This is a genomic window from Nonomuraea aridisoli (genome assembly GCF_003236395.1).
Classification (GTDB): Bacteria; Actinomycetota; Actinomycetes; order Streptosporangiales; family Streptosporangiaceae; genus Nonomuraea; species Nonomuraea aridisoli.
In genome coordinates, this window is record NZ_POUD01000257.1 from 1 (window position 1) to 13554 (window position 13554).

General features: G+C 70.5%; 18 protein-coding genes. 6 read left to right on the forward strand and 12 right to left on the reverse strand.

Features of this window, described 5'->3' with window-relative positions; translation table 11 throughout:
• Nucleotides 1-161: 161 nt before the first annotated feature.
• The gene (locus C1J01_RS51530) at nt 162-764 is read left to right on the forward strand and encodes a sigma-70 RNA polymerase sigma factor region 4 domain-containing protein (protein ID WP_220040299.1); all 603 of its coding nucleotides are present in this window, start codon (nt 162-164) and stop codon (nt 762-764) included.
• Nucleotides 765-789: 25 nt separating this feature from the next.
• On the opposite strand, the gene C1J01_RS38440 is transcribed toward C1J01_RS51530, so the two are convergent.
• Nucleotides 790-1215 (reverse strand): hypothetical protein, encoded by a 426-nt coding sequence (locus C1J01_RS38440; protein WP_146615874.1) that lies wholly within the window; start codon nt 1213-1215, stop codon nt 790-792.
• A gap of 330 nt (nt 1216-1545) precedes the next feature.
• Here C1J01_RS38440 and C1J01_RS38445 point away from each other — a divergent pair, with 330 nt between their 5' ends.
• A complete protein-coding gene (locus C1J01_RS38445) occupies nt 1546-1944 on the forward strand; it encodes a hypothetical protein (RefSeq protein ID WP_111183881.1) in 399 nt (132 codons plus the stop codon).
• A gap of 163 nt (nt 1945-2107) precedes the next feature.
• Complete coding sequence (locus C1J01_RS38450) at nt 2108-2470, forward strand: hypothetical protein (protein ID WP_111183882.1); 363 nt, start codon at nt 2108-2110, stop codon at nt 2468-2470.
• Between the two features lie 726 nt (nt 2471-3196).
• Here the strand turns inward: C1J01_RS38450 and C1J01_RS38455 are convergent.
• From C1J01_RS38455 to C1J01_RS38465, 3 genes are all read right to left on the reverse strand, one after another.
• On the reverse strand, nt 3197-3472 hold the full coding sequence (locus C1J01_RS38455) for a hypothetical protein (protein ID WP_111183883.1): 276 nt from the start codon (nt 3470-3472) through the stop codon (nt 3197-3199).
• A gap of 301 nt (nt 3473-3773) precedes the next feature.
• Nucleotides 3774-4133, reverse strand: a complete 360-nt coding sequence (locus C1J01_RS38460) for a hypothetical protein (protein WP_111183884.1) — start codon at nt 4131-4133, stop codon at nt 3774-3776.
• Nucleotides 4134-4329: 196 nt separating this feature from the next.
• Nucleotides 4330-4635, reverse strand: a complete 306-nt coding sequence (locus C1J01_RS38465) for a hypothetical protein (RefSeq protein WP_146615875.1) — start codon at nt 4633-4635, stop codon at nt 4330-4332.
• 559 nt (nt 4636-5194) lie between these two features.
• Here C1J01_RS38465 and C1J01_RS38470 point away from each other — a divergent pair.
• Nucleotides 5195-6166, forward strand: a complete 972-nt coding sequence (locus C1J01_RS38470; protein WP_111183886.1) for a tyrosine-type recombinase/integrase — start codon at nt 5195-5197, stop codon at nt 6164-6166.
• Between the two features lie 24 nt (nt 6167-6190).
• Nucleotides 6191-6643 (forward strand): winged helix-turn-helix domain-containing protein, encoded by a 453-nt coding sequence (locus C1J01_RS38475; RefSeq protein ID WP_111183887.1) that lies wholly within the window; start codon nt 6191-6193, stop codon nt 6641-6643.
• Between the two features lie 73 nt (nt 6644-6716).
• Here C1J01_RS38475 and C1J01_RS38480 read toward each other — a convergent pair whose 3' ends face one another.
• From C1J01_RS38480 to C1J01_RS38495, 4 genes are all read right to left on the reverse strand, one after another.
• Complete coding sequence (locus C1J01_RS38480) at nt 6717-6917, reverse strand: hypothetical protein (protein WP_111183888.1); 201 nt, start codon at nt 6915-6917, stop codon at nt 6717-6719.
• Between the two features lie 360 nt (nt 6918-7277).
• Nucleotides 7278-7907, reverse strand: a complete 630-nt coding sequence (locus tag C1J01_RS38485) for a vWA domain-containing protein (RefSeq protein ID WP_111183889.1) — start codon at nt 7905-7907, stop codon at nt 7278-7280.
• A 192-nt stretch (nt 7908-8099) separates the two neighbouring features.
• Nucleotides 8100-8618, reverse strand: coding sequence for a single-stranded DNA-binding protein (locus C1J01_RS38490; protein ID WP_111183895.1), 519 nt, complete (start codon nt 8616-8618; stop codon nt 8100-8102).
• Nucleotides 8619-8701: 83 nt separating this feature from the next.
• A complete protein-coding gene (locus tag C1J01_RS38495; protein ID WP_111183890.1) occupies nt 8702-8893 on the reverse strand; it encodes a hypothetical protein in 192 nt (63 codons plus the stop codon).
• Between the two features lie 414 nt (nt 8894-9307).
• Here C1J01_RS38495 and C1J01_RS52640 point away from each other — a divergent pair, with 414 nt between their 5' ends.
• Nucleotides 9308-9916: a hypothetical protein gene (locus C1J01_RS52640; RefSeq protein ID WP_235854939.1), complete on the forward strand. Its 609-nt coding sequence runs from the start codon at nt 9308-9310 to the stop codon at nt 9914-9916.
• Nucleotides 9917-10085: 169 nt separating this feature from the next.
• Here C1J01_RS52640 and C1J01_RS38505 read toward each other — a convergent pair whose 3' ends face one another.
• From C1J01_RS38505 to C1J01_RS38520, 4 genes are all read right to left on the reverse strand, one after another.
• On the reverse strand, nt 10086-11378 hold the full coding sequence (locus C1J01_RS38505) for a pentapeptide repeat-containing protein (protein ID WP_220040300.1): 1293 nt from the start codon (nt 11376-11378) through the stop codon (nt 10086-10088).
• A 53-nt stretch (nt 11379-11431) separates the two neighbouring features.
• Complete coding sequence (locus C1J01_RS38510) at nt 11432-12049, reverse strand: DUF4192 family protein (RefSeq protein WP_181449206.1); 618 nt, start codon at nt 12047-12049, stop codon at nt 11432-11434.
• A 67-nt stretch (nt 12050-12116) separates the two neighbouring features.
• Nucleotides 12117-12368: a hypothetical protein gene (locus C1J01_RS38515; RefSeq protein WP_111183892.1), complete on the reverse strand. Its 252-nt coding sequence runs from the start codon at nt 12366-12368 to the stop codon at nt 12117-12119.
• Nucleotides 12365-13554, reverse strand: a 1190-nt coding sequence (locus C1J01_RS38520; RefSeq protein WP_111183893.1) for an FAD-dependent monooxygenase, incomplete at its 5' end; no start/stop codon positions are given. The genes C1J01_RS38520 and C1J01_RS38515, both read right to left, overlap by 4 nt.

Genomic DNA, 13554 nt, shown 5'->3' on the forward strand with positions numbered 1-13554 from the left:
CCCGTGCCGGGGTCGTCCGGAGCGCCATTCCGGCACGGGCGCGGTTTCGGGGCGGGGCCGCGCATGACGACGGGCAGAGTGAGGGCGCGCACCTCTGCGTACCAATCTGGTACGCTCACGGCCTGTACCAATCTGGTACACGACGATGGAGGGAGTCGCGCATGGAGATCACGACGCATGGGGGCAGCGGCGACGAGCAGCGTTTCACGGTCGCCTACTCCCGCACGGCCGATGACCCGTCAGGCGCGCTGACCGCGATGGCCTCCTCCGGCGGCCTCGGGCGGCTGCTGCATGAGGTCGGCAACGGGGAAAGCGTCGATCATCTGCCGGAGTCGGCGGCGGAGATGGAGGAGGCGCTGCACCTGGTGCGTGACGTCCTGGCCGGCCTGGAGACGCGACGGCGTCTGCTCATGTCGGCGGCCCGGGAGCACTTCCGTGGCGACTTCCCGTTGCGGGATCTCGCCGAGCACGCCGGGCTTTCGACCATGACGGCGCGGCGGCGGCTGGAGGAGGATCGGGGACGGTGGCCCGGCCTGCGGGCCGAGCCGGACAACGAGGTCCGGGTGATCCTGACCGTCGGGGATCAGGCGGAGCTGGTCACGTCCCGGCATCCGGCGTCGGCTCCGCTGCGGGTGCCCGTCGCGCGGATTGCGGAGCAAGCCGGGCTTGCCGCGGAGGACCTGCCCGGGCGCCGCTTCACGGTGGAGCGGCTGACGGCGGCCGACGCCGACGGGTTCGTGCTGGCGGAGAACCCGCGGTTTTGACGCGGGCCGCGCTGGCCGGAGTGAGTCAGGGGTGTGGGTGCTTGCGTGGGCGGCCGCCGCCCACGCCTCGGCCGGGGCGAGCCGCGATGATCTCGGTGAGGGTGGCGCGCCGGATGTGCGCTTGGCCGCACACGTCGGTCCAGCCGGACAGGCGGCCGGTTGAGTGGTCCTTGCGGACGGTGGCGTAGGCGACGCCGAGCTCGTCGGCGACGTCTTGCTCGTCCAGGAGGTCGTCGGGGTGGGGCTCGCCAGTGCCTCGGGACGGGATTGGCGAGCCGTCGCGTACCGCTTCGACCTGGGCGCGGTCGAACAGCGGTTTGCGGCGCCCTGGCGCGAACGGGGTCAGGCCGTAGGCGCTGGCCCCGCCCTTGTTGGACCATGTCTTGTAGGAGATGCCGAGGATGGCGCAGGCGCCTTGCGCGTCCACTGCGTCACGTCCGTGGGGGATCATGGGCGCCTCCGTGTCGGTTGTCAGCGGCGGATTCAGTGGCCGGCTTCGGTGAGGCGAGCAGCCCCCGCGTTCGGTTTCATGGGGCTCGATGCCCCGCGAAACCGACCCCGCCCCGGCTGTCGAGCTTGCCGCGTCTCCTCCAAAACGATACCACAGATCTGCCCCTAGCTGGGGTGTGGCACTACGCGACCAAGTGCCGAAAATCCTTGCAAATCCGCACGTCAAACCCCCAATCGGGGTAGATCTGTGGTATAGTTTTCTTGTCGGGACGGGGGGTCAGAGCCCCGGACCGGCAACCGGCACATTGAAAACTCAAGAGAGGAACGCTCAGTGAACGACGAGAGCGACCGGCGGCGTCAGCTGGCAGAGCTGGCAGTGGCTCTGCTCGGGACGTACACGCTCATCAGGCGGCTGCTCGCGCTGCTGCCGATTCCGATCAACCTGCCGTCCGCCGAGGGCGAGCTCTTCGACGGCGAGACCTTCGACGCCGACGTCGCGCTTGAGGGCATCGAGCGGGCCAGGGCGCTGATCACGGACCTGCCGCTGGATCACCTCACGGTGAACATGATCGGGACGCTGTTGCTCGAATGGGGAACGGCGCGGGACCTGCTTCTCATGGCCGAAATCGTGGGGCCGGACCAGCACCGGCTCGACGCGATCAAGTTCGCGCTCATGCGGCTGGCTCACCTGGCCTCAGCCGTTGAGGAAGAGCTCGACCCCGGAACCTGATCCGGGGCACCTGCCCCCGAGGGCGGCCCTCGGGGGCAGGTGCTTTACCTGCACGTCAAACCCCCAATCGGGGTAGATCTGTGGTATAGTTTTCTTGTCGGGACGGGGGGTCAGAGCCCCGGACCGGCAACCGGCACATTGAAAACTCAAGAGAGGAACGCTCATGGAGTCGTTCGACCCGGACCGCATCGCGATCATGGTGGTGGGAGCTTACGGAGACATCTGCAATTACCTGCTGCGGCTCCCGATCCCGATCCGGCTTCCCTCGGTCGCCGATGAGCAGGCTCATCCGGGCACGGCCGCCACGGCGGTCGATCGGGCGCGAGAGACGATCTGGGACCTGCCCCTGGAGCCGGTCACGGCCGATCTGATCGACTTGCTTCTGTTGGAGTGGCGCACAGCAGTCGAACAGATCGCCGTGCTCAACGTCACGGGTCCGGCCAAACATCGAGTCGATGCGGTCAACCGCACGATGTACCGCCTGGCGCTACAGGCGGAACTCGTGGAAGCGACGCTTCCCGCCTAGGAACTAGGTGACCAGCCGGGACCGCCCTTCGGGGACGGTCCCGGCTTCGCCTGGACACCGGTCACAGCGGACAGCAAAAGGACCGGCGAGGCGGAACCCCAAGGGGGTTCAGAGTCAGAGACCACGCCGGTCCTTGCACATTGAAAACTCCCGGAGGAGCCGCCTTCATTCTAGCCCGGTGACGACAGCTCGGGCAGAAGGCGACCGCGGCCGTCGGCGATTGCCTGTGGGCACCGGTTCGACACGGGTGGCCTGGGCGCGGCCGGGAACCTGGGGAGCGTCACCGGGTGAAGACGGTGAGGACCGAACCGAACGGTGCGGGGTGGCGGCCGCCTTGCACCTGGAGATGAGGCGCGCCCGGTAGGCGGCCGCCACTCCGCTGCGCGGGGGTCTGGGGGCGGCGGAGCCCCCAGCCACCCCGTGCCAGACCTCAGCCGGTCACCCGTGACCACCGGTCGTAGCGTCTCTTGGGCTGGCGAGCGCCGGCCGGCAGCGGAGCGCCAGCGGAGTCTGCCGGCCAGCGCGAGCCCCGCGCACAGGGTCGGACGAAGGACGATCCTTGTGACGCGAGCGCAGCGAGCGCCCTGTGCGCGGAATATGCGCGCCTGCACCTCGACGGCGGGAGTGGGAGCGACGGTGCCGGCCATCGCCGGAAATTGCGGCGAGTCCAGCGGGCCGAAGGCACGCAGTACGGCGCCCAGCCCGTGGGGGTTCCCAAAGAAGTCTTCACCGCTGATCGAACGGAAAGTCTGTGACGGCGGCCCATCGTGGCGGCGGGGTTCCACAAATCTGACCGCGGATGAGGAAGATCACGTGAGTCAGGTGGGTCGAGTCTTGGTCAAGCAGACCCAGCGCACGACGCGCTGAGGCAAGGATCTTGTCGGTCTGGGCGGTGGCTCGGGTGCTGATCTGCTGCGCGGTCCAAGCGCTGACACCCTTGTCGAGCCCAGCGTGGGCCCGTGCGGCCGCGATGTGGTCGCGGATCATCTCCCACAGCTTCACCTTGGCATCGCCGGCGGCAGGATCGCCAGGCGAGCTCCAGGCGGGCGGCGTGCAGGACGGCGAGGATCTCGCCCATGGGCAGCGCGTGGGTGAAGCGGTGGCCGAGCTCCATCTCCGCCGGGTGGTAGTCGGCGGCCAGCTGCGGACACAGGACTGCGGCCAGCAGCAGGCCATCCATGGAGCCCATGATGCAGAGTGAGCACGCGAGCCGGGACGTCCGCGGAGCAGGCCATGAGCACGATCTGGAATGCGGACAGGCCGATCGCCTCCCCGGCTGCGGGGAGGCGATCGGCCTGGGAGGTCACGGTGTGCTGCGCTGCTGCGGCGAGGGGTCCGCGTCGGAGTCGAGGCCGACGATGCGGCGGGCCTGGCTGATGGCCTTGTCGAGGGGCCGGGTGAAGTCATCGGGATCGGGGACGTGCGGGTAGCTCCAGTCCCCGAGCGTGTAGTTCCACAGGAGCCGGTCGGAGGGGAAGCCTTTGCGGATCATCCAGGCGTCGTCGCGAGGCCCTGCGTGGAACTCATCGCGGTAGGGCTCGATGTGGACGCGCGGGGTGGCCTCCAGCCGGTTGCCGGAGGGCTGGCCCGTAACGGTGTACCGGTCGATGGTCACGCCGGGCGGTAGCACCACGGTGGTGTCGGCGAGGGGATCGGTATGCATGCGTACTCCCAAGGGGCGAGGGTCGTGGGTGGTGGCCGGCCCCGCCGCCAGGGAAAAGGGACGGGGCCGGAAGGAGGTGGTCGGAAGGGGAGAGGCGAGCCCGCTGCCGTGGCGGTGCTCGCACCGGCCGCGCCACCGGTCCGGGCGTTGTGGCGGGTGGCCGGCTCAGCTGCGCCCGGGGCCGGTGGCGGGAACGTCAGGGGGTCTTGCCGGCGCAGGCGGGGTACATCTCCCCTCGCCGGCAGAGCTGGAAGGCTTCCCGGGTGACTGGACGGTCGCCCACGACGTCGCCTGAGCGGAGAGTCAGCACCCACCGCTCCGGCTCCTGTTGGGTGATCGGCGCGTACGTGGTGCACATGCCGTGCTTGTTGTAGGCCGTGCAGGTCGTCTGCACCCATGAGTAGGCGGGGTGGTGCTGCTTGGCGATGACCTGACCCTTTTCGGGCGCGGTGCAAGCGGTGGCCAGCACCACGACCGCGAGCGGGGCGACAACGTGTGTCACGCGCTGGAGAAGCCGTAGGGGTGACCGGCGGGCATCGCGGCCGCTGGTCATCTGGTGCAGCCGCATCATGTGGGCGGGCCTGAGAGAGTGGGAGGTCATCGCGGCGTCCTTTGCTGTGCGGGGCGCCCCTCGGCCGGGGCGCCGTGTCCGGTGTTGCGATGAGGGAGGGCCCGCGGCAGGGGGGAGGGAACGCAACCTGAGGCGGCCCAGCCGGCCAAGATGTTTTGGCGCCCGTTTCTCCCGGGGCTGGCGGCGGGCGTGCGGAGCGCCAAAAGATCTTGGCGAGGCTGGGCGAGCGCAGCGAGAGCCGGGGTTGCGTGGACGAGCCCGGCTGCGAGGCTTGACCGAGTTGGAACCCGGGACGACGCGGCCGAACGGGGGAGACGCGTCAACAGTGACGGCCGGCACGGTCTGCACCTCGATCCCGGGCACCGGCGCCTGGAGATGCTCAGTGGATAAGCTTCCTTATCCACTGAGCCGGGGTAGAATCTCAGCGGATAATGCGGTCGCGGGCCGGACGTAACCCGGGCGGAAACTCAGCGGATAAGAAGGAGGGCCGATGGCGGGCAAGGTGCTGCCGATGCGCGCCGGCGCGAACAGCGCCGCGAACGGCGCCCCGGGCGGCTCGGCGGCCGCCGCGGCCGCCGGCGAGCCGGGCCGCGTCCAGGCCGCGGCCGAGCAGGCGCTGGCCACCACCCGGCGCTACCTCGACCGGTGCAAGCTCAGCGAGCACACCGTGCGCGCCTACCGCCGCCAGTGCGCCGCTTTCCTGGCCTGGCTGACCACGCCCGAGCACGCGGCCGCGCACCCGGACGCCTTCGACGACGTCGTCGGCGGCGAGGCCGCCCTCACCGCCTACAAACGGCACCTGCTGCGCAAGAAGGCCTCGCCGAACACCATCAACCAGGCGCTGCCCGCGATCGAGCTGATGTACGAGCACGGCGCGCGGCTGCGCCTGCACGTCAAACGCGTCCGGGTGCCGCGCCCGGGCGAGCCGGACGCGCTCAGCGTGCCGCAGCAGCGGGCGCTCGAGCGCGCCGCCGACCGGCGCGGCGTCCGGGACGCGGCCGTCGTCTTCACCTTCCTCTACAGCGGCGCCCGCGCCGAGGAGTGCGCCCGCCTGGACGTCGAGGACCTCGCCGTCACCGCCCGCACCGGCGAGGTGCGGCTGCACGGCAAGGGCGACGAGGTGCGCACCGTGCCGCTGCCCGCGCCGGCGCGCGAGCGGCTGTCGGCCTGGCTGCTGCAGCGCGGCCGTGACCCCGGCCCGCTGTGGACGGGCCAGCGCGGCCCGCTGACCGTCTCCGGCATCACCCAGGTGGTGCTGGCCGCCGGCGCCGACGCCGGACTGGACGGGCTGCGGCCGCATGACCTGCGCCACACCTACGCCACCCGGCTGCGCGAGGACGGCGCCGACGCGGCGCAGATCCAGGCGCTGCTGGGCCATGCCCGCCTGGACACCACCGCCCGCTACTTCCGCGCCGGCGCGGCCGAACTGGCCGCGGTCGTCGAGCGCGTCTTCGAGCACTGACCCCCGACCCAGAAGGGAGCCCGCATGCCCGCACCCCAGGTGCACCTGCGCGCCGAGCAGGACGGCCGCCATTACGAGCTGACCGTGCACGCCGTCGACGGCGGCCACCAGGTGGAGCTGACCGGAAGCGACGCCAACGGCCGACTCCTGACCGAGTGGCGCGGCACGCTGCCCGCGGCCGCCGACCTGACGGCGATCGCCCAGCTGCTGGCCTCCGGCGTGGCCGAGTTGACCGGTGTGCCGGCACCGCGGCCGGCCGCCACCGTGGAGGAGCAGCGGGCCCGGCACGCCAACGCGGCCCGGCCATGGACGGCCGAGGACGACGCGCGTCTGGCCGAGCTCGCCGCCGCTCCCGGCGCGACGATCGGGGACCTGATGCGCGAGCTCGGGCGCAGCCGGGGCGCGGTGCGCTCCCGGCTGGAGAAGAAGGTGCCCGGCAGCCCGCTGCTGGGCCGGACTCCGGCGGCGAACTGCTGACGCGCCGGTGATTGCGCCCGGATTGCGTCCGGGAGCCGTCCGGCAGTCGTGAGCGGCTCCCGGGGGATCCGGCTTATCGGTCGGACGGGGTGTAGGTGCCCAGCACGCGCCGCCGGAACCTGCGCGGTGAGGCGGCGGAGGCGGCGGGAACACCGCGGCGGTCGTCACGCCGGATGCTGAACACCGCAGCGCCGAACCCGGCGAGCGTGAGAGCGCTGAGGGCTATGCCCGCTGCCAGAGCGAGCGTGCCGAAATCGAGGTCGAGGATGGGCATCGGGGGGTGCTCCTGTCTGCTGAGAGGCGCCTTCCGTGAGCGGCGCCCACATGGGGTGTCCCGGCGAGGGCGACTGCGCAGGCCAAGGAGCGGAGGGCAACTTGCCCGTCAAGATGTTTTGCGCCAGCAAAAGATCTCTGTAAGGGCGGGTTGCCCGAGGCGACGGCCTGCGAGGCTGACCTGGCTCGGGACACCAGAGGGGGATGCGGAGCTGGGCTCCTCACGCTGGCGGGAGCGCACCGCCCGCTGCCCAACGCTCAGGCCCCGGCCGCCCCAGGTCGAGGGTGGCCGGCGGGGTGCCTGACCGCGCCGGGCAGGCAAGGCCTCCGGCGCGAGAGCGCCGGAGGCCGGTACGCGGGATCAGTGGCGGGTGGTGCGCCGCTCGTCGTCGGTGAAGCCGTAGGTGCCGGTCTCGCCGGCGCGGCTGACCATCTGGCCGGCCGTCGACAAGGCGGCCTCGCTGAGGTCGTGGTCATACTGGATGGCGGTGCCGGCATCGATGCCGAGTCGTCGCGCCAGCGTGTGCACGGCCTCGTTGGCGCCGAGCAGAACGAACGTCCAGACGCGCCTCTTGCCGCGCTGCTCGCTGATCAGCTCGCGGACCGAGGGCAAGTCGAACGCCTGGGAGGCGTTCTCGTAGCCGTCGGTCAGGATGACGGTGATGATCTCGTCGGGCCGGTCCGTCTTGGGCCTGCCACGTACGAAGCGGCGGGTCCGGGTGATGGTGTGCCCGATCGCGTCCAGCAGCGCCGTGTTCCCGTGGGGCGTCAGCGTGAACTCGGGCACCTTGGCCAGGTCGCAGTGGGCGTACACCAGCTCGACCTCGTCGTCGAACTGGGTCAGCGACACCGTGGTGCGGCCAACGGTGCGGTGCTGCTCGGCCAGGAAGGCACGCACTCCCTGCTCGGTGGCGGTCTTGATGGAATGCATGGACAGGGAGCGGTCGATGACGAGCTCGATGTGACGCCAGCCTTCGGTGGTCGGGGTCAAGGGGGTCTCCAATGCGGTAGTGATGGACGGCGGATCCGCGGCGCGCGGGCGCCCGGTCCCGAGGTCGGCCCGCGGCCCGTGGTCGGCGCGTGGTCGGCGCGCAGCAGAGCCGCGGGATGAACGACGGCCCAGGGGGCCGAGGGGGCCGGGGCGGCGGCCGCTCCGGAGGGGGAGCGGCCGCCGCGCGGACGGCTAGAACTCCGGGTCGGCGTTGTAGGTGCCGGCGCCGGCCATGGCGGGCGCCGGCTCGTCGGCGGCCTGGCCGACGTCCTGACCGGCGTCCTGACCCTCAGCGGGCATCCCGTCCCAGGGGTTCTGGGGCGGGGTGTTGACGGTGCGGCTGCCGCGCACCTTGACCACCTTGGCGGTCGCGTGGCGCAGGGACGGGCCGATCTCGTCGACCTCGACCTCGTAGACGGTGCGCTTGTCGCCTTCCTTGGTCTCGTAGGTGCGCTGCTTGAGCCGCCCCTGCAGGATGACGCGCATGCCGCGCTGGAGGCTCTCGGCGGCGTTCTCTCCCGCCTGACGCCACACGTTGCAGGTCAGGAAGAGGCTGTCGCCGTCCTTCCACTCGTTCGTCGAGCGGTCCATGAACCGCGGGGTGGACGCGATGCGGAAGCGGGCCACCGCCTGGCCGGTCGGGGTGAAGCGGAGCTCGGGGTCGTCGACGAGGTTGCCGACGAGCGTGATGACGGTGTCACCAGCGGCCATGATGTCCTCCAAAGGACGTAGATGGGATGTGGATCGCCGAAGCAGGGAACGGAGCGGGCGGGGGCCGCAGCCCCCGCCGGGGACTAGAAGGGGACGTTGCGGTCCGTGAGCGTCGCCAGGCGGTTCGCCTCGACCTGCTCGGTCACGCAGTCCAGGCAGATCCGGCCGCCGTCGAGGGTCTTCCAGCTGAGCCGGAGGCTGACCGGCCTGGCGCACCGGATGCAGGCGGTGAGGTCGGTGGCGTAGAGCGGGATGCCGAGGCTGAGGTTCCTCATGGTGCGTGGCTCCTTCGGGTAGTTCCCCTGGTGGGCGTCCGTTCCGTGTTTCGGTGAGGGAGGACACGCAGGCGAAAGTGACGGAAGGCAACGCGGTGGCCCCGGGCAACAAGATGTTTTGGCGCCCCAGCGCGGTTCGGTGAGGCCGCCCCACCGCGCCAAAAGATCTTGGCTGGCCGGGGTGAGCGAAGCGAAAGCCGGGTTGCTGCAGGAGCGTGCCTGCGAGGCTGACAGAGCCGGAATGCGGGGCGGATGACCGCCAGGAACGTACGGCGGAAGCCCGTCCTGAGGCTCAGACGCCGGGTCGCGTGATCAGGCCGGCTCCAACGCCCGGCCCGCTACGAGACGAGGCCCCTCCCGGCCGCACTATCGTTCGCCTCGAAGGCGTGTTCGATAAGCCCAGGAGGTGGGGCTGTGGCCGGGGAAGATCCTGCGCCTCAGCCGGTGGTGGTGTTGCCCGGCGAAGCCGGCGGTTGGTTGCACCGCATCCGAGTCAACCCGGACGGAACCCGCGAAGGGCTGGTGTCGTGGGTGGAGACCGTCCCCGGGTATCGCGGTGGCCTGCGAGAGCAGGGGCCGCGATGGCTGGCCATGGACCAGGTCCGGCTCATCGACGGGGTCGTCTACAGCGCGTTGGAGCAGAATGCCGAGCAAGTCGATGGGCTCAGCCCCGGTCCCCGTCTGCCCAGGTCGGTGCCGGACGGGTGGCCGCCGCAGGTGCCGGCCCCGGGGGAGGCCGGCTGGGAGAAGTCGGCCGTGGCCTTCTTGCTGGAGTGCCTGCCAGCGGACTACCGGGCCCATGAGGTGGTTCGCAACCCGCGTGTGCTGACGTGGATGGCCAGATGCCACATCGACCAGGCGCTGATCGGGCTGCGGGCCGGGTATCGCAAAGCGGCTGTGGAACTGAAGCCGCACCTTCCGCCTCACGCTCTGGCCGAGGTTCTGGCCACGTACCAGAAGGAGGCAGAACGGTTGAAGACGGTCGCCGTATCCATCCAGGTCGTGAGCCGGTTGCTGCGGTAGTCCGGTCCGTACTGATGGATCGCGCCCATCACCCACCGCCCTTTCCGCCGAGCGGCGCCGGAGGCGCGAGTGCGTCCGCGACGTCCTCGATCTGCCGAGCCAGACCGAGGACATGGCGCACCATCGGCGACGGGTCGGAAGGCACCTGCCCTACGCGGCGCCCTTCTCCCTACCTCTCAGGTGCCTCTCGGGCCGATTTGCTCTGTTTGGATGCAGTCTTCTCAGGCGAGGTGTCCTCGTCGCGCACCAAACGTCCAGTGCCGTCCGGCAACGGCTCCAGGTGCCACCCAACCGGCCATACGTGATGAGCATTTGGAGCACGCGCCACAGCCTCGTCGAACAAGGCGTCCCGAGAGAAGGTCACCTCGCGGAACGAGGCGCCCCCAGAGAAGGTCGCCATGTCGAACAAGGCGTCCCCAGAGAAGGTCACCCCGCCGAACCAGGCATGCCGGGAGAAGGTCGCCTTGACGAACCAGGCGTCCCCGGAGAAAGTCACCCCGCTGAAGGTGGCATCAGCGGGGTGACCATAACCAAAATCAAAGTCAATCAGGGTGGCGCCAGTCAGGTCGAGGCGCATGCCTGCCCAAAAGCGTGGGCCGGCGGGGATGGTGTCGCGCCCTTGGACGGGGCGTTCGTCGCGTAGATGATCGCCCAGGATGCGTTGAGCCGTCAGCCGAACCTGGCGTTCGCCTTCTGGGTCAGCCTCTGCGGTTGCGGGCGGAGTAGCAGCCGCTACAGCGCTTCCCCCGAAGGCGCGGGCGGCTTGGTAGCGGCGTCGTGCTTCACGCAATGCCGCCTTACGTTCTTTCTCGGGGTCTACCGGAGTCGGTGGCGTGTACGGCATGCGTAGGTAGGCGCAGATGACGTTGACGATTGTCTGCCGGTGGTCAGGGTTGTCCTGGGCGAGGCGTTCCAAGGCGTACAGACCGGCCAGGCGGACCGCGGCCTTGTCGCTGCCGAGTTGCTCGGCGGCCGCCGTGTAGAGCTCGGTCACCCGGCGTTCGTTGGCGTCGTGCGTGGCGGCGAGGGTGGCCACTTCCTGGTGGCGTTGACGTCGAAACGCCAATGCCAAGGTCACGGCGGCACCGACTCCTGCGCCGGCGGCCAGCGCGGTGCGCAGGATTTCCCCGCGTGGAGTGCTTCCTCCGCTCGGCGGGGCCGGCGGAGAAGAAGCACCAGAACCGGGGGGTTGGGTTGGTGCTGGTGGGGTGGTGGCGGCGAGATCTGCCAGCAACCACCACATGGTGGCCGCCACTGCACCACCCACCAGAAGAACCATCAAGATGATCCACACGGCCGCCGGGGCTGGCCGTCGTAACGCCAAGGCGGCCGGGTCCATGGCGGTGGCGGCGTCGGCGCGGCGTCGTCGCAGGAACGGCATACCTGTATTCCAGCGGCCGGCACGTGTCCCGCGCTGGCCATGTTGCTGATCGTTACCTGCGATGCCGCGCCGCTGGTCCACGCGGCCACGAAGTGCGGCTCGCGCAGGCCGGAGCACGGCGGATGAACTCCTGGTCAGTCGTCTCGATCGGTGTGGAGGTAAACGGCCAGTGTCCGCTGCAGCGGCCACAGCCAATGCGGCACGGGGTCGCCCATCTCGATGTCCCAGTCGGCGGCGGAGAGCAGACGCGTCCGGAAGATCGTTTCCGGGATGCCGAAATGCAGTGCCACGTCCAGCATCTGGGCCATGGGGTAGGACGGCTCGATGGTGAGGACTTCATGGACGGTGCGGTGGGCGAGGTCAAGCCGGCCATGGGCCCACAGGGCGGCGCCCAAGACCGCGCCGACCGGAGCCCACAGCTCCGGTGCGGTCCGCTCGGACACGTCGAGCAGCATCGCGCACATGGTGACGGGCTCAGTGTGCGCGAGATACCAGGCTTCGTCACGAATGCGGATGATGCGCAGGTCCATGGCGAGCCGGACGGCGGTGGCGTCATCCACGCGCTTGCTGTGGCGATAGCGGGCTCTGGCCGAGTCGAGCCGGGCGAGGCCCTCGTTGATCAACCGCCGGACGGGCGGCTGAGGTGCGTCCAGCTGGCGGGCGAGGCCGGTGGCGAGCTCGTGGGTGAGCTGTCGCAGCTGCGCGGCGCGATCGTGGGGGAGCGGGAACATCTGCGGGTCGGCCGAGCTCATGACGCTCCTTTCGGAGACAGGGACGGAGGGCAACGGAGGGCAGGCGAGGGGGCCTGCGGGAGGTGGCTCAGGCGGCCGGAGGCAGAGCGCCGACGGCGGCCGCTTCGTCAGGTGTGCGGTTGAGGACCAAGACATCGGCGTCGATGACGGCGGCCCAGCCGTTGCCGAGGAACCACACGCGCTCTTGCCCGGTGTCGGTGATGGTGTCCAGGCGGGCGAGTACGGGCATCCACCTGCCGCCGCCCGGGGAGGTGTCGGCGGCGAGGTGGACGTGCCAGCCCGGCTGGATGGTCCGGGCTGGCCGGTAGGAACCGATCACGCCGGCACCAATTCAGGAGATGGGGTGACGCCGAGGCCCATGGCCGAGCCCAGTCGCGGCCCGAGTTCGAGCGCGTGGTGGACGGCGGGCAGGTAGCGGTGCTGCCAGCCGTTCAGGGCGGCACCAAGGTCGGCGTCGTGGTGGAGGTGCTGACTGAGCGCGATGGACAGGCCGTGCGCCTGGTCGATGCCGTGGTTGGCGCCGCGAGCGGTGTGCGGCCGTACGGGGGCCAGGGCGTCGCCGAGCAGGACCGCGTGGCCGGCGCCGATCGGGTGGACCATGTGCTGGGGCGGGTCGATGTCGACGATCGGGGCCGCGTTCCACTCCTCGGTCGCCTCAACCATGGCGGCCGCCGCCGGCGGCAACAGGCGGCGCGCCTGCTCCAGGACCATTGCCCTGACCTCGGGGCCGATCTGGTGGGGCAGCACGTAGGTGCGCTGAGTGGGGGCGGCGCCCAGCAGTTCGGTGAACTGCTCGCCGGTCATGTTGAGGTAGAAGGTCCAGTCGACGCCGATGCTGCCGTCCTTGCGCAGGATGGGAAAGCAGTTGAACTGCGTGCTGTGCGGCTCGTAGCGGGTGAAGTCGCTCAGTTCCGGCAGCCCGTGGGGGAGCTGGCCGCGCCAGGCGACGTATCCGGCGTAGTGCAGCGGCCTGGAGGGGTCGAGCAGGCGGCGGCCGGTCGAGCGGCGCCCGTCGGCGAAGACCACCATGTCGGCGGTGGCGGCCTGGCCGCGGGCGAACTCCAGCTGTGCCTTGCCGTCATCGGTGACGGTGAGCGAGCGCACCGCTCTGTTCGGCTGGAGCCATCCGTCCGGCAGGCGGTTCAGCAGCGCGGTGTTGAGCAGGTGCCAGCCGGTGTTGCGGCCGGGGTAGATCGTGTGGACCCGGCCGACTTCCTGCCGGTCGGAGACGTGGACGGCGACGACGCGTTCGCTGGGGAAGGGCACGACCTCGCGTTGGGGGATGCCGATGGCGTCGAGGGTTGCCAGGGCGCTGTGCTCCAGGCCGATGACGCCGCCGGCCTGCGCGTGAGGCCGGGGGGACGCTTCCAGCACGGACACGTTGGTGAAGCCGGCCTGGTGCAGTAAGAGGGCCAGGGTGGGGCCGGTGATGGAGCCTCCGACGATGGCGATGGAGGGCTGGTCGTCGCCGGGGGCGGGGGAAGCGCTGTCTCTTATACCCATCT

What these genes read in the sequence shown, in the direction of transcription:
- C1J01_RS51530 (WP_220040299.1), top strand. Translation starts at nt 162, where the DNA reads ATGGAGATCACGACGCATGGGGGCAGCGGCGACGAGCAGCGTTTCACG.
- C1J01_RS38440 (WP_146615874.1), bottom strand. Translation starts at nt 1,215, where the DNA reads ATGATCCCCCACGGACGTGACGCAGTGGACGCGCAAGGCGCCTGCGCC.
- C1J01_RS38450 (WP_111183882.1), top strand. Translation starts at nt 2,108, where the DNA reads ATGGAGTCGTTCGACCCGGACCGCATCGCGATCATGGTGGTGGGAGCT.
- C1J01_RS38460 (WP_111183884.1), bottom strand. Translation starts at nt 4,133, where the DNA reads ATGCATACCGATCCCCTCGCCGACACCACCGTGGTGCTACCGCCCGGC.
- C1J01_RS38470 (WP_111183886.1), top strand. Translation starts at nt 5,195, where the DNA reads ATGGCGGGCAAGGTGCTGCCGATGCGCGCCGGCGCGAACAGCGCCGCG.
- C1J01_RS38475 (WP_111183887.1), top strand. Translation starts at nt 6,191, where the DNA reads ATGCCCGCACCCCAGGTGCACCTGCGCGCCGAGCAGGACGGCCGCCAT.
- C1J01_RS38480 (WP_111183888.1), bottom strand. Translation starts at nt 6,917, where the DNA reads ATGCCCATCCTCGACCTCGATTTCGGCACGCTCGCTCTGGCAGCGGGC.
- C1J01_RS38490 (WP_111183895.1), bottom strand. Translation starts at nt 8,618, where the DNA reads ATGGCCGCTGGTGACACCGTCATCACGCTCGTCGGCAACCTCGTCGAC.
- C1J01_RS38495 (WP_111183890.1), bottom strand. Translation starts at nt 8,893, where the DNA reads ATGAGGAACCTCAGCCTCGGCATCCCGCTCTACGCCACCGACCTCACC.
- C1J01_RS38510 (WP_181449206.1), bottom strand. Translation starts at nt 12,049, where the DNA reads ATGAGCTCGGCCGACCCGCAGATGTTCCCGCTCCCCCACGATCGCGCC.